Origin of the sequence: Gimesia benthica (genome assembly GCF_009720525.1) — a bacterium.
GTDB lineage: Bacteria > Planctomycetota > Planctomycetia > Planctomycetales > Planctomycetaceae > Gimesia > Gimesia benthica.
Genome location: NZ_CP043930.1, coordinates 524,737 through 542,894, shown reverse-complemented (window position 1 = coordinate 542,894; position 18,158 = coordinate 524,737). Strand labels below are relative to the sequence as shown.

Annotated in this window: 16 protein-coding genes; 5 read left to right on the top strand and 11 right to left on the bottom strand. The window is 51.4% G+C overall.

The window, feature by feature from the left end:
• The first annotated feature begins 259 nt into the window (after window positions 1-259).
• Window positions 260-2,056 carry an aspartate kinase gene (locus F1728_RS02275; protein WP_145440397.1) on the top strand — a complete coding sequence of 599 codons (1,797 nt, stop codon included), beginning with the start codon at window positions 260-262 and terminating at the stop codon, window positions 2,054-2,056.
• On the opposite strand, the gene F1728_RS02270 is transcribed toward F1728_RS02275, so the two are convergent.
• The 5 genes from F1728_RS02270 to F1728_RS02250 all read right to left on the bottom strand — a co-directional run bounded on the left by F1728_RS02270 (window position 2,053) and on the right by F1728_RS02250 (window position 5,414).
• The gene (locus F1728_RS02270) at window positions 2,053-2,436 is read right to left on the bottom strand and encodes a response regulator (RefSeq protein ID WP_155362724.1); all 384 of its coding nucleotides are present in this window, start codon (window positions 2,434-2,436) and stop codon (window positions 2,053-2,055) included. The genes F1728_RS02275 and F1728_RS02270 overlap by 4 nt on opposite strands.
• 72 nt (window positions 2,437-2,508) lie before the next feature.
• Window positions 2,509-2,895: a DUF4440 domain-containing protein gene (locus F1728_RS02265; RefSeq protein WP_155362723.1), complete on the bottom strand. Its 387-nt coding sequence runs from the start codon at window positions 2,893-2,895 to the stop codon at window positions 2,509-2,511.
• Between the two features lie 198 nt (window positions 2,896-3,093).
• Window positions 3,094-3,483 carry an FHA domain-containing protein gene (locus tag F1728_RS02260; RefSeq protein ID WP_228030470.1) on the bottom strand — a complete coding sequence of 130 codons (390 nt, stop codon included), beginning with the start codon at window positions 3,481-3,483 and terminating at the stop codon, window positions 3,094-3,096.
• A gap of 95 nt (window positions 3,484-3,578) precedes the next feature.
• Window positions 3,579-4,862 carry an ATP-dependent Clp protease ATP-binding subunit ClpX gene (clpX, locus tag F1728_RS02255; protein WP_145183950.1) on the bottom strand — a complete coding sequence of 428 codons (1,284 nt, stop codon included), beginning with the start codon at window positions 4,860-4,862 and terminating at the stop codon, window positions 3,579-3,581.
• A gap of 198 nt (window positions 4,863-5,060) precedes the next feature.
• The gene (locus F1728_RS02250) at window positions 5,061-5,414 is read right to left on the bottom strand and encodes a hypothetical protein (RefSeq protein WP_155362721.1); all 354 of its coding nucleotides are present in this window, start codon (window positions 5,412-5,414) and stop codon (window positions 5,061-5,063) included.
• A 626-nt stretch (window positions 5,415-6,040) separates the two neighbouring features.
• Here F1728_RS02250 and F1728_RS02245 point away from each other — a divergent pair.
• The 3 genes from F1728_RS02245 to F1728_RS02235 all read left to right on the top strand — a co-directional run bounded on the left by F1728_RS02245 (window position 6,041) and on the right by F1728_RS02235 (window position 9,226).
• Window positions 6,041-6,523: a hypothetical protein gene (locus F1728_RS02245; protein WP_145040173.1), complete on the top strand. Its 483-nt coding sequence runs from the start codon at window positions 6,041-6,043 to the stop codon at window positions 6,521-6,523.
• 60 nt (window positions 6,524-6,583) lie between these two features.
• A complete protein-coding gene (locus F1728_RS02240; RefSeq protein ID WP_155362720.1) occupies window positions 6,584-7,231 on the top strand; it encodes a bifunctional 4-hydroxy-2-oxoglutarate aldolase/2-dehydro-3-deoxy-phosphogluconate aldolase in 648 nt (215 codons plus the stop codon).
• A 357-nt stretch (window positions 7,232-7,588) separates the two neighbouring features.
• The gene (locus tag F1728_RS02235) at window positions 7,589-9,226 is read left to right on the top strand and encodes a fibronectin type III domain-containing protein (protein WP_155362719.1); all 1,638 of its coding nucleotides are present in this window, start codon (window positions 7,589-7,591) and stop codon (window positions 9,224-9,226) included.
• Here F1728_RS02235 and F1728_RS02230 read toward each other — a convergent pair.
• From F1728_RS02230 to F1728_RS02215, 4 genes are all read right to left on the bottom strand, one after another.
• Window positions 9,223-9,546, bottom strand: coding sequence for a Sec-independent protein translocase subunit TatA/TatB (locus F1728_RS02230; protein ID WP_187782269.1), 324 nt, complete (start codon window positions 9,544-9,546; stop codon window positions 9,223-9,225). The genes F1728_RS02235 and F1728_RS02230 overlap by 4 nt on opposite strands.
• A gap of 127 nt (window positions 9,547-9,673) precedes the next feature.
• Window positions 9,674-9,871, bottom strand: a complete 198-nt coding sequence (locus F1728_RS02225; protein WP_155362718.1) for a Sec-independent protein translocase subunit TatA/TatB — start codon at window positions 9,869-9,871, stop codon at window positions 9,674-9,676.
• Between the two features lie 438 nt (window positions 9,872-10,309).
• A complete protein-coding gene (locus F1728_RS02220; RefSeq protein WP_155362717.1) occupies window positions 10,310-11,362 on the bottom strand; it encodes a hypothetical protein in 1,053 nt (350 codons plus the stop codon).
• A 99-nt stretch (window positions 11,363-11,461) separates the two neighbouring features.
• Window positions 11,462-14,485, bottom strand: coding sequence for a PQQ-binding-like beta-propeller repeat protein (locus F1728_RS02215; protein ID WP_194242645.1), 3,024 nt, complete (start codon window positions 14,483-14,485; stop codon window positions 11,462-11,464).
• Between the two features lie 471 nt (window positions 14,486-14,956).
• Here F1728_RS02215 and F1728_RS02210 point away from each other — a divergent pair, with 471 nt between their 5' ends.
• Complete coding sequence (locus F1728_RS02210; RefSeq protein WP_155362715.1) at window positions 14,957-16,279, top strand: hypothetical protein; 1,323 nt, start codon at window positions 14,957-14,959, stop codon at window positions 16,277-16,279.
• Window positions 16,280-16,286: 7 nt separating this feature from the next.
• Here the strand turns inward: F1728_RS02210 and F1728_RS02205 are convergent, their stop codons facing one another.
• Complete coding sequence (locus F1728_RS02205) at window positions 16,287-17,372, bottom strand: glycosyltransferase family 2 protein (protein WP_155362714.1); 1,086 nt, start codon at window positions 17,370-17,372, stop codon at window positions 16,287-16,289.
• On the bottom strand, window positions 17,369-18,100 hold the full coding sequence (locus F1728_RS02200; protein WP_194242644.1) for a class I SAM-dependent methyltransferase: 732 nt from the start codon (window positions 18,098-18,100) through the stop codon (window positions 17,369-17,371). The genes F1728_RS02205 and F1728_RS02200 overlap by 4 nt, the downstream gene beginning before the upstream one ends.
• Window positions 18,101-18,158: the final 58 nt, after the last annotated feature.

Genomic DNA, 18,158 nt, shown 5'->3' with positions numbered 1-18,158 from the left:
GTGGTGTACAATATGCCATTGCCTGGGGTTCCAGCTACTGATTTCCGGGGACTGTGGTGGCTGAACTGGTAGAACCTGTCAGTTTTCCGTGCTTTTCCAGGTTTTACGGAATCCCCCCAGCCTGTTGATTCACGAATCACAGGGGATTTGTTACCTTTCTAGCACTTGGGCAGCAGGAATGGAGCCGTTTTGTTCTGCCAGTCGAGATTACCCTACTCAAGTTCTTTAGCATCAGAAGTTTAGAAATTGGAGACGAGACGTGTCGCTCATAGTCCAGAAGTTCGGTGGAACGAGTGTCGCTGATACCAGTAAGATTCAGGCTGCTGCCCGTCGCGCGACCGCCATGCATCAGGCGGGGCACCAGGTCGTGATGGTTGTCAGCGCCCGCGGCAAAAAAACGGATGAACTGGTCGGCCTGGCTGCTGAAATCACCGATCGTCCGACTCCCCGCGAAATGGACATGTTGCTCTCTACCGGCGAGCAGGAATCAGTGGCATTGATGGCGATGGCGATTCATAAACTGGGCGTCGAGGCGATCAGTCTGACGGGTTCTCAGATCGGCGTAGTGACTGATTCCTCGCATACGAAAGCTCGTATCATCTCAATCTCGACTGAGCGGATGAAAGCGGCTTTGAATGAAGGCAAGATCGTCATTGCTGCCGGCTTTCAGGGGCGGGACAAAGACTGGAATATTACCACCCTGGGACGTGGGGGAAGTGATACAACGGCGACCGCGCTGGCAGCTGTTCTCGAAGCCGACATGTGCGAGATTTATACCGACGTGGAAGGGGTCTTCACCACCGATCCCCGTGTGGTTCCCGAGGCCCATCAGATGGCCAGCATCTCTTACGATGAAATGCTGGAGCTGGCCAGCCTGGGAGCGGGCGTGATGCATTCGCGTTCTATTGAATTTGCCAAAAAATACAGAGTTCCCCTGAAGGTGCGTCCCTCTTTTTCGGATGGTGAAGGCACCTTGATCGCGGCACAGGCGCTGGATGCGGCTCCGGTAGTGACCGGTGTGGCCTTTGTGAGGGATGAGGTTCGGGTGAGCCTGACCGATATTCCGGACGAGCCAGGCATCATGAGCAGTATTTTTGCCCGGATGGCAGAACGTAAAATTACCCTGGATATGATCGTTCAGGATGTGGGGACGGGGGGCCTGGCACGGGTGTCCTTTACCGTGCCTCAGTCAGACCTTGCCGAGACGTTGACCGCAGCTGGCGAGGCAATTGAAGATATCGGCGCCGGTAAGATTCAGCATGGAACCAATCTGTCCAAGGTTTCCATCGTCGGCAGTGGCATGCGGAACAATTACGGTGTTGCCAGTCGGATGTTCTCAATCCTGGCAGACGCTGATATCAATGTGGGTATGATTACTACCAGCGAAATCAAGGTGACGGTACTCGTCGACCGGGATCAATGCGATGAAGCAGTCCGCGTGATCCACAACGGTTTTGAGTTGGACCGTTTGACCAGCTACGATTTTGCGTCGAATCAGATTCAGGCCGGAGAGGGACAGCCTGATGAGTCTCAGCAGAAAACAGCAGAACTGGAGCAGGAGATCGTCGATCAACTCTCTCATATGGAAGACATCGTGGTCAGCGAAGTTCTATTGGATCAGAGTCAGTCCCGAGTTACTGTCAGAAATCTGCCGGACAATCCGGGCATTTGCTCACGTCTGTTTTCCGTCGTCGCAGAAGGCGGTGTTTCCGTGGACATGATTGTGCAAAACATGGGCGAAGAGGAACAGGCACATCTTTCGTTCACCGTGCCGCGCACTTCGCTGGAGAAAAGCCTGAAACTGGTCGAGCCGCTGCTCTCGGAGTGGGGAGACGCCGAACTGAGCCATGAGGCAGAGATTGCCAAGTTGTCAGTAGTTGGGATTGGACTTCGCAGCCATACGGGAGTCGGGCAGTCAATGTTCAGCGCCCTGGCGGAAGCGGAGATCAACATTCAGATGATCAACACCAGTGAAACCCGGATCAGCGCCGTCGTCGCTCTGGAAGATGGCGAAAAAGCCTACCAGGGCCTGCTGAAAAAGTTTGGTCTGAGCTAATCGTCTGTCGAGAGTGCTGTCTGCAGTAATCGCGGGAGATTCGCGGAGAACTGGCTACGTGGTAGAACCTGGTCACAGCCTGCATCCCTGGCCTGCTGAAGTGTTTCTGTATCAACGTGCGGTCCATAAGCGATGCTGGTCAATTGTGGAAATTGCTGCATCGTCCTGGTCAGTAGTTCCCAGTCAATTTCCGGCTGATTTAAATCAATGATCAGCAGTTGAGGGAGCTCGTTTGTCAGCTCTCCCAACGCCTGAGCCAGACTCAGGACGCAGGTAAAAGAGAAACCATTGAGACGGGCGGCACCGGTGATCTGACTTTGAAACATCAGATCGGCGCAGAGAATCACGATTTGGGATCGGGGTTCTGTTTCGCTGGTCATACTAACTCAATCATGGTTGTTCAGGCCTGAGCGAACATGATTAGACTGGGCAGGCCTGGCGCGGTTGGTATTTCAGATGGTGGAACGATGAAAATGGACGTGCTGCCATTCTCCGTCCTGTTTCTGCCAGATGCGGGATTCTTCGCAGGCAGTACTGTGATCGTGGCCATGCTCGTCAATCGACTGTACCACGCGAATGTAGGTGACCAGAGCAACTTCTCCCATGATGGAAACCATGGGGGAACTGATAGTAGACTGCCGCGGGCGACCTGTCGGGTTCATATCGAAGTAGAAGCGATGAAAATCCATCCCGGTTACGAGATGCCCCCGGGCTTCTGGTTCGAAACAGGTCAGCTCTTCATCGCAGAGACTGGTGTAGGTGTTCCAGTCTTTGTGATCAATGGCGTCGAGGAGCTGCTTGCTTAACTTCAGGAGGTCTTGTACATCGTTGTCTGACATCTGCGGATCCTGCTCTGGTGACAAAGAAGATTTAACTCTGCCTCATCTTATCCGTTAATTCAATTTCTGGAAATTGAATTGTCTTTTTATTTTCTGAAGTTTCCGCATCTGGATTGTATTCGTCGATGGTGACCGTTTCGCTGGACTTTTTCCCGGATGATTTATCCTGGTTCTCCGGCAGATCCACTGCGACGGGAATTACATCGTCTGAAGCGGAGGCAAAAGGAAGCTCCGGCAGTAGTTCCCCACGCTTTTGAGGTTGATTGTGGAGCCTACGTCCACAAAGGCCTGTGGGTCGTAATCGATACGAAAGCTGACATCAGCAATGGAAAGCACACAGCCCGGCAGCAGCTTGGTATCCCGTTTGGGAGTTACCCTGTTCCCATCGATGAAGGTGCCGTTGGAACTACCCAGGTCATGTACCAGCGCTACTGACTCAGTCAGCACAATCCTGCAGTGATGACGGCTTACCAGATCGGACTTGAGCTTTAAGTCGCAGTCGGCTGATCGGCCTACCAAAGTCGTTTTCGTGAGTGTCATCGACTTCAGTTTTTTAGAACCATTTTGAAGGCTCAGACGAATTTTCATAACGATTGACCACACATAAGAAAACCCGCCGGAGGGCTGCTCCGGCGGGAAATTGTTCATTTCAAGTTCATTATAGATTCTGCCCAGGGGCAAGTCTATGCGGCTGCTGAGTCATCTTTGGGGAAAAGATGTTCAGTGCCCCGGATGATTTCCGGAGTGACCACGTATTTCTTGCCGGCTTCCTGCTCGGGCAGTTCGTACATGATGTCGAACATGGCCTGTTCGATCACGCTACGTAAACCACGAGCTCCGGTGTTCTTTTTCTGGGCAATACAGGCAATTTCGTGCAGGGCTGCATCTGTGAATTCCAGTTCGGCGTTTTCCATTTCGAAGAACTTCTGAAACTGGCGAACCAGAGAATTCTTTGGTTCCTGCAGGACGCGAACCAGATCGTTTTCTTCCAACTGACTGAGTGTGGAGAGAACGGGGAGTCGTCCGAGCAGTTCAGGAATCAGGCCAAATTCAAGTACATCATCGACTGAGGCCTGAGCCAGCAGGTCGTTCTTGGACTTTTCCTGGTCTTTCTTCTGATGGGATTGTCCGAAGCCGATAGTCTTGCGACCGAGTCGCTTACCGACAATGTCTTCGAGTCCCACAAAAGTACCACCGCAGATAAACAGAATGTTGCTGGTATCAAGCTGGATGTACTGTTGCTCGGGATGCTTGCGACCACCCTGAGGAGGCACGTTGGCAACGGTGCCTTCCAGCATCTTAAGCAGTGCCTGCTGTACCCCTTCTCCAGAAACGTCGCGTGTGATCGAAACGTTCTGGCTGGTTTTGCCGATCTTATCGATCTCGTCGATGAACAGAATTCCTCGCTGGGCAGCTTCTACATCGAAATCAGCAGCATGCAGCAGTTTGAGGAGCAGGTTTTCAACGTCTTCACCGACGTAACCGGCTTCTGTGAGGGTTGTCGCATCACCGATGGCGAAAGGTACCTGCAGATAGCGAGCCAGACTCTTGGCGAGCAGGGTCTTACCGGAACCAGTGGGGCCGATCAACAGGATGTTTGATTTATCCAGTTCTAGATCTGAACTGGCTTCCTCGGCGTGCATCAGTCGCTTATAGTGGTTGTGGACAGCAACCGCCATGACTTTCTTGGCACGTTCCTGGCCGATGACGTAGTCATTCAGGTGTGTGACAATTTCCCGGGGAGTTGGAACATTCTTGAACAGTTTTTTAGTCGTTCCACGACGACGATGCTCCTGTTCCAGAATCGACTGGCAGACTTCTATACATTCTCCACAGATATAGGCATTATCGGGCCCCTCTACCAGAGGGCCGACTTCGCGATAACTTTTTCTACAGAAAGAGCAGTTCGCATTTTTCTTACCAGAAGAATTACGTTTTCCAGAGGTGATATCTCGTCCGGTGGGCATAGCTTCCCTTCAACGGTGTCAACTAATATTATGGCGTTCAACGTCCAGTGAGTTTTGATTCTGCCTCCCTGCAAATCACTCGATAGGTATAACTTGTGAAATGAGTTCCTCATTTAGAATCAGAAATAATTATCAGAGGCAATCAATCGGGTGATACAGTCGTTTCCAAACAGGAACTCGATGAAGCACAGCTGACCTTCAACCGGGAAGTTGTTGGTCACTCACATCTGGAGAATCGGACAACTCGTCTTTCTTCTCTCGTTCCGGATTGTTATCGGATGAATCAACAAGCCGTTTTTTGATGGATCGGAATTCGTCGTCGGTAAGGTCACCTTCTCGTTGCATTTCTGCGAACTGGAGCAGTAATTCACGCGCATCGACATGACGATCTTCATTTTCCCTAAAACGTCCTACGATCCATACTATTACCCAAATCAAAAAAATGATTAGTAAAACTGCCAGACCCCACTCAACGGCGTGTCCGTCAAAGAGTTCCTTAAACAGCTTCTGCTTAGCCGCCTGATTTCCCTGTAATAAATAATTCTGAGTCACTTTAAAATCAGCAGAAGGAAATCTCGTTCTGCCTTTCCTAGTTTAAACCTGCGACAGTCACCTCGAGCGAGTCCTTTGGACGTGACGTCCATCTGAACGCTGCTGAGCTTTTCTTCATTATTGGAAAGAACCATAATTCAGGCAAGCCCTGTTGAGTCTGAGTGCCGTGGCTGTGGTTTAAATGAAGTTGCATATCATGCGCCAAAGTCGAGCAAAATACGGTGGGAAATCAAAACAGGTGTTCTGTGGTGAATCGCATAATTGTGGCGTTTTGGAATAAACCGCTTTAAATACAGGGGTGATCGGGTTTTTCCAGACGCCTGTAAGGGAACCCGGGCCACAGCAGGGATTGGGTACAACCGAACAGAGAGAGCACTCACAGTACCTGGGGTTCTGGTAAGACTTACATTGTCGATATTACCTTAAGTTGAACGAGAATCATTATTTGGGAGGTAACGAATCACCAGAGATCTGCTGCTCACGGGTGTGCCTTGCATTGCATACCAGACTCATCACTTTTATGATCTGTTCTGCCAGTAACTACGTATAATAGAGGTCTGCCTGCTCGGCAGCGAATTTTGATTTATGACTTAATAACGACCGGTTTTGAATTTCAGGGATTACGAATGGACTTTGAAAAGCGTCTTAAGCACGCGATCAATAAGGGGCGTGCGGCCAAAGATGAAGAAACCCGGCAGGAAGTCGGTAAGAAGATGTCCGAGGAGGAGTTTCGTAATCTTCATCTGAAGTACCGACTCGAACTGACTGATCACATTGATAACTGTCTGAAGAAACTGGCCGATCACTTCCCCGGTTTTCAGTTTAATACAGTCATGGGTGAAGAGGGCTGGGGATCCCGCATTACCCGCGATGATGTCAATCTGTCACGTGGCAAGGCACAGACACTGTACAGTCGGCTGGAAATGATTGTCAGGCCGTTTACAGAGACACATATTATTGAACTGGTTGCTAAAGCAACCATTCGCAATAAAGAGACCTTTAACCGCTCGCATTATCAGTTTATTGCAGAGGCTGACATTCAGTCTTTTCAGGACCTCATGGACTTGTGGATCCTGGAATTTGCCGAACAGTTCTCTTTTCAGTCGTAATAAACGAATTCTATTCCTATCAGCTTGATCAAGATATCAGAGAAACAGAGGTAACAGCAGATGAGTCGTCACGCGGATTTCTCACAGGTTATGGATCGTGGTGCAGTGGCGATTATTCGCGCTCCCTCCAGTGAATTACTGGTCGATGTTTCCAAAGCCATCTATGCCGGGGGCCTGGATGTGATTGAAGTCACATTTACCGTCCCCAATGTTCTGGATATTCTGGCTCAGGTGAAACGGGAGATCGGCGACAAGATCCTCTTGGGGGCCGGGACCGTTCTCGACCCGGAATCAGCGCGGGCTGCGATTCTGGCCGGGGCGGAATTTATTGTGACTCCGACTGTGAATCCAGACGTGATCGAGCTCTGTAACCGTTATGATAAACTGATCATGACGGGCGCGTTTACACCCACCGAGGTGCTGACTGCCTGGGAATCTGGGTCGGACATTATTAAGGTCTTCCCGGCTTTTGTAGGTGGTCCCGAATATCTCAAAGCCCTGCACGGTCCCCTGCCCCAGATCCCGCTCATGCCTACCGGCGGAGTCGATCTGGAAACGCTGCCTGCCTATATGAAAGCAGGTGCCTGTGCCGTCGGTCTGGGTAGTTCGCTAGTGACGAAACAGATGGTCGCTGATGGCGATCTGGAAGGGATCCAGAAGTTGACCGCTGAATACATGGCCAAAATTGCCGAGCTTCGCAAAGCCTGATTCAACAAGGCTTTATAAATAACTGGCCAGTCTGACCATTTAAGTCTGACGGGTTGAAACAGTACTGATACGACTGTTTCAACCCGAAAGATCGTCTCAAGTCGTAAGATCCGAATGGACGATATTTTCCGATAGTCGGCATTCGGTCTACTAGTGGTCCGTCGATTCTGAATTGACGGTTCAAGCGACGCCAGGCGAGCGTACGGCCCATTTCAGGCTGCTTGTCATGCCAGAGTTCGATCCATCACTAGTATCCCCGTACGTCATGGCTGTTGGATCAGTTACCATAATCGCAGGAGGGGCTCCAGGGCAGGATGGCCTGATTCTATTGTCATCCAGCCATGGAGGTGCATTGGCATGAGACTATTTTCACTACTGGTAATCAGTTGCTGTATCTGGAGTGGCGCTGCAACTTCTGTTTCTGCAGCTACGGCATCGCCTGTCTTTACCAGTAAAACGCAGTTCCGGATTCCTTATCACTACGATCAGGCGGAAATTGATCGTCTGGGGGCCCGGGAGATCCGCCTCTATGTCTCGACCGATCGCGGAGTCAGCTGGAATCATCAGCAATCGGTATCTCCTTCGACGCGGAAATTTCCTTTCACGGCGACCCAGGATGGCGAATACTGGTTCTCGGTCCGGACACTTGATGCCAATAATCAACTGCACCCCTCAGGGCGCGTTTTCGAACCTGGTCTGCGTGTGGTCATCGATACCACCCCTCCCCAGCTCGATCTGGATCTGAAACAGGTTTCTCCGGGAAAAGTTCAGCTGATCTGGAACGCTGAGGACAAATATCTGGACCCCACTAAACTGGTCCTGGAATATGCCCAGAATGGGAGCCAGGACTGGCAACGTGTGATTGTTGCCCCTAACAGCCGAGGTCAGACGACCTGGTCAATTTCCCAGGGGGGCGTTGTTTCAGTACGAGGTATGATCAAAGACCGGGCGAACAACGTGGGGAGCAGTCAGAAACAGATTCGTGTCGTGGCGGCAGCCAGCCGCACATTACCCAAGCCGAAGCAGGATCTGCCAGATTTCAATCAACCGATCGCGCAAGGGGCTCTTCCCGATCAGAGTCTAACACAGAACGATCCGGGTTCACCGGCTCCTTATTCCAGTCTGAAGCAACCCGGTCAGCCGGAACAGCCTGGTGCGCTTGAACCATCTACTCCGCTGGCGAATCGTCAGATGCCCGGGGTCTTTCCCCGAGAGGGACAATTTGATCCCGCTCCACCAGCGGGGGCTCCCGTCCAGGATTCGGTCAAAGGACAGTACGTTGCCGACGATCCCGAAAAACGGCCTGCATATGCGAAAAACCGGTATCCGATGCCTGCTCAAAACTGGTCGGCTGATCGGAAACAGGTATTGAACGGGACTCAGTTCCAGATCGGTTTCCAGGTCGACGAGGTTGGACCTTCGGGAGTGGGAGCTGTCGAGCTTTATATTACAGAAGACAATGGCCAAAAATGGTATAAATACGGTGAAGACCCCGATAAACAGAGTCCCTTCCAGGTCGAAGTTCCCAACGATGGAATTTACGGATTTACCCTGCGGGTTCGCAGTGGTGCGGGGTTGGCCGATGCCCTGCCCAGGTCAGGCGAAAAGCCTGATGTGGTCGTTGTGGTGGATCGTCAGGCACCGGTGATTCAACTGGACCCAGTGGTTCAGGGAGTGGGAGGGGAAGCGAATAAAGTCACGATTTCCTGGAATATCAGCGAGCCTAACCCTGCAGAAAAGCCAATCGCCATCAATTACTCGACCCAGCCAGGTGGTCCCTGGGAGCCGATTGTGGAGTGGCAGGAAGACCAGGGGCGGTTTACCTGGTCGGTTCGCCCCGGGAATCCTTCCAAATTTTATCTGCAGGTTGTTGCGAGAGATGCCGCCGGCAACATCTCTCAACAAGTGACACCTCAGCCGATCGTAGTCGACCTGACGAAACCGTCAGGTCGGATCGTGGATGTGGAAGTTCTGAGCAGAAAGCCTTCTTACTAAGCCTGCTCTGATTTTTCTTCTTTGGGTTCGGAACTGGGAACTTCGAATTTCGGAGCAGTGAATTCTTCCGAACGTTCTTCCGGTTTGGGGCGTGGTGTTTCAGGCTGAGAATGTGAGTAAGAAGCCTGATTGACTTCGTCCTCGATACCACTCACTCCCTTTTTGAATTCGACAATCCCCTTACCCAGGCTGCGGGCGACTTCTGGCAATCGTTTGCCAAACAGCAGCAGGGCAATAATGCCGACAATGATCATTTCATAACCGCCAGGCATACCCAGAAAGGCGGGGACGGCATTGATGTGTGTGATGGTCTGGAACATGTTTTAACCTCTCAATTATCATGAAGGTGATGAAGGTGTTCCGCAAATTGGAAAGCACTGTGCACCTTGTGGCGATTGGAAACTGAATTCAACCTCTGATTCGCGCAGTCGCGGTTCGTCAGCCTGACTAGCTGTCTTTGGAGGAATCCTGCGAAGAGAACTTTGAGGAATCGTCATCGGATTCCTCCCCTTCCTTCGCTCCTTTTTTGAATTCGACAATGCTTCTACCGAGGGAATTCATCACGCCGGGCAGACGTTTGCCAAACAGCAGGAGAACAATTCCGAGAATAATGACGACTTCAATCCAGCCAGGAAAGCCAAACATACTAACGGTCCCGTTAACTTCTATGAATCGGTCGAGGTAGACGATTCCGTGAATCTCTGTAATCCGGTTCTTTCAGTGAAATGGTATCAGATGGAAGCTTCACCGAAAATGAACACCAGCATAGTCGGGATGTTCCAATCGGGTATGCTCTGCCGGCGGCAGGGAGAGATCAGGAGGAAATCTAATTCCCGCATGATGGCCCTGCGAAACGATATCTCGAAGGAAATCCCAGTGATGGATATCCACTCGGTTTGCCCGCAGGAGAGTCGCAGGAGGATTGAGCGGTAAGTAATTAAATCATAACCGCCCAAACGCGGCTGTCAACAGAATTTAAGGGCTCATTTCTGCTGAATTTCTATTCCGTATTTAAAAATAAGAATCCTGCGGGTCGTAACCGACTCCGGAGATCCTCCGTATAGCGGAAATTATCCCCTGTTCTTAACCTGTTGTCGCATCAAGGGATGTCCGTTGGAGTAAAAGCTGCATTTCGATCCACTGACTTTGCCTGGCAAAGGTATCCAGGGAGGCATTCCCTGAGGCTGCTGACTCTGCACAGCAGTCGACGAACTCGTTCAGCGACCATCTGCCACTGGACACCAGTGGGGTCTGCCAATCTAGAACTTGGCTGTCCTCAAACTGTGCAAATAAAGGGGCGATGACGTCCGGGAGTTCATTGAGCAGCGGGTGATGGCCGACTGCCCTGCTCCAGTATTTGGCGTTTGAATAGTCGGGCTCACGGCGGTGCATGATGTGATGCCAGTAGTCACCTGCACGATGTCTGCCGTCATGTTGCACCGACTGCGAATATTGATGGCTTTCCTCGAGGTAATCATGGATGCAAAGCAGGCCAGCTTTCACGGCTTTCGCATCCGGGCGGGAGCTGAAATTGGGCAGATCCTTCTCTGGCTGATATGCCTGCAGGAGTGAAAAAAGCCACTCGCATTCCGAGCCAGGTTCGTGAGGAGCCAGCTCCGGTAAATGTCGGGGGAATCCATGATAGTCGTCGACGTCGATCACGGCATCAAGTATCTGGCAGTTCGCTTCAGCCTGAATCAGTTGAATGAATGCCTGCCAGAGCAGATGGCTGTTGGCGGTCAGATTCTGCAGGTTCTGTAAGTCCGCATTTCTGAAGAGGACCAATGCATGTTCCAGGGGATTCAAGGCCAGGGCTGCAGCAGTGGGTGTCAGTGTGTCCCACGCCTGACTAAAGAGCGTCGCTTCGTTGAAAGGGCACACGCTCAGACTGTTTTGAGGAGTTTCCAGTTGCCCCGATACAAGTGGATCCGGCAAGCCGGAGACTGAAATAGGAAAATCCAGAAATCCCACAAAATCAGCTGCTGTCTGCTCACAGAGTCCGGTGATGTCTGCCGCTGACAGATCACAAGTCTGATTCTGAGGAAAGGCTCCAACTTTGAGTGCGGATCCTTCCGGGGGCACTGGAATTGTTGCTGAGTATTGCTGCGGTAGAAAAAGCTGGATCGTGGCTGCCATGGGGATTCACTTTTACGGGTTAATTCAGATCGTTCGACAGCCTTACCCTAACGGATTTTCTCCTGCACTGAAAGTCAATACAAGACTTTATGAGCTGGCTTATTCCGGCGTGAAACAGCAGAGCTGGCCATTCTCCAGTGTGACGAAAATGCGGCCATGGGAATCGATGGCGGTCCCCCCTTTCACTGCTAGTGCTGGTAGAGGATGTGACCAGTGATCGGTGCCCTTTCCGATGTCGATGGCGGTGAGGAACGGCTTCTCTGGTTGTTGGTCGGGGTGTCCGGCTGTCAGCAGTGTCTGGGGAGACACAATGAAACTGGTGAAACGCCGCTGATGCTGATCTTCCCAAAGGTTTTTGCGTTTGATTGCCTGTCCGGTTCTGCGTGCCCGCATACTCAGCCAGCGGGCAACCTCTTTTTTCTCTTTAGGAGCTCCGGGAGGCAACGCTTCCTTGAGCGTCAGGTTGGTGAATACGCTGCCTTCGTAACTGGCATCATGCACGAGTTCCCTGCGGTCGGCGAGAGTATGTTCGATCGACAGGTATTTGCCATATTCAGGATAGTAGGGATAAAAGGCGGTACGGTATTGAGAGGTGACCTCGGAACGCGGCGTGTTGAGGCACTTAAGAGTATTGAGGTCATAACGGGCAACCTCATACACGCCTCCGGCCAGGAAACGGAGTTCATCGTCAGCTACATACAGGCTTCCCTGCAGGCTAATGCCACTGTTGACTGTGGGGGACAGAACTCCCGAGGTATTATTTTCCTGCTTGAGTTCTCCTGAAACAGGATCCAGGGCAACCAGGTGTGTGCCGTCAAAGTGGGCGATCCCCGCTGCTGCGTACAAGGTGTTACCGTGGACGACGACTCCTCCGGAAACGGGCCAAGTCGAGATCAGCTTACCGTATACCGGGATCCAGCGGACTGCGGGAGCCACGCGAAATGACCAGAGCGGTTCGCCTGTTCTGGCCGCATACGCATAGACGCGTCCATCAGCTGAGCCCACAAACAGGCGGTCCTGTGCGATTGTGGGAGGATAGTAGATCGCTCCGCCGGTATAGCGTTTCCAGACCGGTTTCCCCTCCAGGTCGAAAGCAGAGATTGCCCCATTGCGGTCTCCGACAAAAATCAGGTCCCCTGCCACAACCGGGGCTGTAGGGAGAGCATTACTGACAACTTTCGTGGTCCAGGCCTGTTTTGTTTTAAGAGGGATTACGACGTCGGTACTGGAAGATTGCCAGGCATCACCACGAAAAGCGGTCCAGTCCTGTTCATTCGCTGAAAGTGGCTCAACTGTTTCCAACTGATCCGTGTATCGGGTTAGGCGCGGGGGCGTTTGTGCGGCGGGAGTAGACGAATTCTCTTCCGGGCCCAGACTGATGTGACCATACAGCGAAAGTTCGCAACCACACATCCAGGGGCCCCAGTACAGTAGTCCGTTCGAGACAATCACGCCATCCTGACAGGGAGGCCGCATCGGAGCGATATGTTGTGCTGAATCGGTGGCCGTTTCCAGTCGCACAGTACCGCCTCTGGTGCGGAAAAAGATGCTGTCGACGCTGCCGGTCGCCCGGGTACAGGCACGGCGGGTGGGGAGTGCCGCGAGGACATCACCCGTTGCGTAGTCCAGCTTCATGCCTGTCTCTTTGGGGCCGGCTGCATAGATGCCATCCTTTCTGAGCACCAGTTGCAGATTTCCATGCTCTTTTTCCCACATCAGGTAGCCATCGGCCGCAGAGGCGGATACCAGATGCAGCCGTTGTGGACCAGCAAAAAACAGGTAGTCATCGCTGCATTTCAGATAGGTGGTGGTAGCGTATCCTGTTACATAGTGTTGAGCACGCTGGTTGGATCCGATAGAAGCCAGAAGCTTGGGATCGTTGTTTTTCCACAGTTGTTTGCCCTTTTTCGTCTCCAGGCATGCCAGGAATTTATCTGGGCAGTAGTAGAAAATGCGTCCGTTTTTCATACAGACGCCCCGACTGTCGATATAGTCCTGGTCTTTGAAGTGCCAGAGGATCTGTTTGTTGCTGATATCGATTGCCACGAAAGTTCTGCCGAAGCCGAATGCATTTTTCGGATCGGAATAATCATGGCCCTTCCACATGTCCCAGGGCCAGTGCCCCAGTCCACGCCGTGCAGATTTCTGGGTATCAACTTTGACCTCTTTATTTCCGACCAGTGCATACAGCACGCCATCCTGCATTCCCATCCATTTCCAGACCGGTCCATCAGAAAACTTCTGATCGATCACGATTTCGTCTCTGATCTTACCGGTTTCACTATCGATAATTTTGCAGGACTTATCATCGGCCATGTAAAGGGCATCGGGAGTGCCAATCATCGTGTTACGGTGAATCATGAATCCCTCAGGCAGAGGACGTTTCCAGAGGATCGTGCCGTTAAAGGCATTGATACACATTAAGGTATTCAGGATTGCATTCTGATTCTGTTTGTGTGCGATATGCCCGAAGGCTTTGAAGACTTTCCCCCCCGCTGCCACCGAAACTTCGGGCATGGGGGAAAATTTAGGATCGGCCAGAAACTGAGTGCGGTAGGGAGCCCGCGCATTCTGATCTTCTGACTGAGGATTATTGTCGGGACGATGATAGGGATGCGTCCAGTCATCGTTGCCGGTTGGAATCGGTTTGGTGAGTTCTCCCTCAGAATGATAAGCGGTTCCCTGAGGACGCAGGACCCGGAGAATTTCTGCACGAGTCTGATCATTCTTAAGGGGGCCTGGTACCAGTACGACATCGGCTAAATTACTGGCGAGAGCAATTGAATTATTGGTACCCGCATCAGCAAACAGACGACTTCCCAGAAAACCCCGTTGATCTGCCAGCATGCGGAGTTCAGCCAGTTGCGCTGCATCAGAAGACTGGAAATAGATCTGAAATTGAGTTTGCTCAATGAGTCGATTGATCTCAGATACCTGTTGATCCGGGAGCGGTCCCAATACAACGCAGATACCCTGTTTCGTGTTCAATTTGGGGAGGCAGGCTTCCAGGAATGATGAACTCTCTTGCCCGCTAACAGCAGGTTCTTTCGAAAAAGTGGGAGACGATACTCCGATCAACATCAGAAAGAGGAACAGGAAACTTGAAGTCCAGTATTTCTTCATCTGAAATCTCCATTGATCAGGCATGGATTTCCGGGGAAACAAGTTGTCGTCTCAGCCAGCTTTGGGGAGGCTGTCTGCTGGCTTTATCATGTCTGTAAGAAATCAGATATTCAAAGAGAATCCTGAATAATCTGATGTTTTTGTCTGAGTTCTTACTTTCGATTTAGAAATTGAACTGGTTGCAAAACAGTGCGATCAGATCAATTCCGGCTGATCTGATCGCTGTTTATGTGGACATATGGTTATTTTTCCGGGTAAAATCGCCGCGATCTTGAGAAAATTGGAATTATCGGCTGGTTAAAATGTAAATTCTGTGAACAATGAAGCCAAATCTGCTCCCCAGTCAGGTCTGGGTCAAACGTGATCTGGCTGAGTCGGAGTGCATCGGTTTAAGCTGAACAAGGGGACCTGTTCGAAACTTAAGCCCTGACGACTGGTGATTTTATTTCAGGTCACTGGCGGTATTCTTGTATGAATCACATCTTACCTGATTATTATGTGAGTGAAGCAACATGGTTTTATCTTTCCCTGTTGCTGACGCTGGCGGTCTTTTTCCGATTTGACCGGATCTTTTCGCTGCGCAATCTGGACCTGATTCTGCTCCTCTTAATTTCGCCGGGTCTTTTATTCCTGGGTGACTACCCCGTGGTTGGTAATTTCTGGCTGTTTGTCGGGACGGGGCTGTTTGTAATCCGGATGAGCATCGACTGTCTCTTTCAGCGGCGTCCTCGCGGCGAACAGAATTTAAACAGCTTCGGAATGGCGTTTCTCTGTGTCTCGATCTTTGCGTTTTTTGTCGTGCGCGTGTTCACTGAAAACCCAGCACCAGATACGATCCAAACAGTTAAACAGGCTGACAGTCTGCTAAGTATGCAGGATGCCGGTAATGCCTCAAAAGCTCAGCCTGCTGAAGCTGGTCCTACCGCGCGACTGCTGGCTGCTCCAGTGGTTCCCTTCTCCAATGCAGTCGTTACCGGGACCCTGGATCACGCGACTCTGGCTGCTCGAATCATGGCGATTCTGGCGCACGCGTTTGTGGTTGTGGGACTGATTATCATGGGGAAGGTCCATTTTGCAGACACGCAAGTGGGGCTCGCGATGGCCCTGCTCTATCTGCTGCTCCCCTGTACCGCTTATGACGTCAGTAAAGCCAACCATGTGTTGCCAGCGGCACTGCTGGTCTGGGCATTCGTAACGTATCAGAAGCCAATTTTGTCCGGGATTTTCATGGGTCTGGCCTGTGGGGCGATGTTCTTCCCTGTCTTCCTGCTGCCTCTCTGGGCCAGTTTCTACTGGAAAAACGGGCTCAAGCGATTTGTACTTTCCGGAACTCTGGTGGCTGTGGTCCTGCTGGGCAGCCTGATTCTGACATCAGTTGATCGGTTCTCTTTCACGCAACAGACGATCGGTTCGATCAACTGGTCCGTGCTGAAGTTCGAAGGAGGCCAGCATATGCCGGGCTTCTGGAGCACGTACGATTCGGCGTATCGCATCCCCGTATTTGTGATTTTTGTGCTTTTGATCACCTGTCTGACGATCTGGCCCCGCCGTAAAAACCTGGGACATTTAATGTCACACACGACGGCGATCATCATTGCCACCCTGCTCTGGTATCCGCAGCAAGGAAGTGTCTATCTGCTTTGGTATCTGCCGATGCTGCTGATGGTCGTCTTCCGACCGCGTCTGTTGCATACGACGCAGAATTATGAAGTGGATCGCAATCAGCAGTCCGGCGAAAAGCCGAGCTCACGCTTCCAGGATTCGGTCAGTATTGCGAAGCACACTTCGCAGTAGCCTGTTCTCAACGCTGTCTGGAGTATTCTGGATCCAAATCCCGTGAAACAGGTGTCGGTTCTGGCTCCGATTGTTTCTGCCTGGCCAGCAATGGAGCTTCAATTTCCGGGTTTGTAAAATTCGTCTTGGAACCGACGATATACATGGGTCGTGCCCGAACCTGGTCATAGATGCGTGTCACATATTCGCCCAGGATACCGATTCCCAGTGCATTCAGGGCACCAAAGAAAGAGGCGGTAATCGTGGTTGATGCCCAGCCTGGAATCGCCAACCCGGTGAACAGTTTGTGGTACAGCACAAATGAGATCAGAGCGAGACATACCAGAGTGGAAAGGGCAGCAATCAGGTAGAAGATGGTCAGAGGCAGGAATGAGAATGAGAAAATTGCCGTCTTGGCCAGTCGACAGAGTTGTACGAAAGAAACACGGGGGTTGTCATCGTACCGTGCCATTCGCTCAACCTGGATTCCGGTCTGTCGATATCCAACCCACGAACGCAGACCAGGGAAATACCGGTCACGGTCATTGAGTTGTGCGATTTGAATGGCAACTTTGCGATCAATTAAACCAAAATTGCCGGCATCACGGGGAATGGGCGTATGGGAGATCTGATTCAGTATTTTATGAAAAGTCTGAAATGCCCAGCGTTTGAGACTGTTTTCTTTACGCTTGGTTCTAATGGCGTAAACGACGTCATAACCAGCCTGCCAGGTTTCCACGAAATCCACGATCGCAGTCGGGCTGTCCTGCATATCGGAGTCCATGATCACGATGGCATCGCCGATCGCATGCAGCAGTCCCGCCTGCACTGCTGCCTGATGACCAAAATTTTTCGCAAAGTGTAATACCCTTACTCGTGGGTTGAGCTCAGCCAACTCATCGAGTATCAGTCCACTTTTATCTGAGGAACCGTCATTGACGAAGATGATTTCATATTGACTTCCTACGGTTTGCAGAGCCTCCTCAACTGCCTGCTGGAGTTCCGTGAGGACGCTTTCTTCATTGAACACAGGAAGTACTACTGAAATGAGTACATCAGTAACCGGTTTGCGAGCAGAATCTTTTGTGGTCTGGATATCACTGGCTGCGCTCATTTGATCAGAACTCCTACCAGGGACAGTCCAAAAGGAACCCCCGTCGAATGAATCAGTGTGCGTTCAAGCCTTGCGCATGACATGAGACAGGAATTTGTGAAGCGAGAGACACGGTTGAAACGGGGGGGCGAGTCATCTCTTTTATTCAACAAGCGGTCCCTGCCACGAGCCAAAATTGCGGGAGCCAGTGTAAAGGAGTTCCAGTGAGTCACCCATTTCACTTTTAAACCTGCCTGCCTGGCGTTATCCCGAAATCGGGATTTTGTATAGCGACAAAAGTGCCCCAGCTTGCGATCCCAGTCGGAGTAGAGCCAGGGGTAAGCAGGAACGGTAATGATGATGCCTCCGCCCGGTTCCAGCGTTTCGGCTGCATTGGTGAGGAGTTGCACCGGATCTTCCACATGCTCCATGACATCCAGTAAGAGGACCGCTTTCGCAGATCCTGGATCAACGGGCCAGGGCTGGCTCAATTCATGCACGTGCAGCTGATCCAGTCCTCGGGAACGACCATATTCCACAGCTGCTTCCATGAGGTCAAATCCAATGACATCATATCCCATGCGATTGAATTCAAGCAGATTTCGTGCTGAACCGATCCCCCCCTCAATCAGCAGCCCGGGGGCGGGGAACTCTCTGGTCAGGATCTCGGTAACCAGTTTCCGCTTGGAAACATGCCACCAGTAGTTGTCCTCAAGCTCAATTAATTCAGTCAGATGTGCCGGGTCCACGTGATCAGATCTCAATACGAAATAACGTTGATGTCATAAGTTTAGATAACTCTGAGCC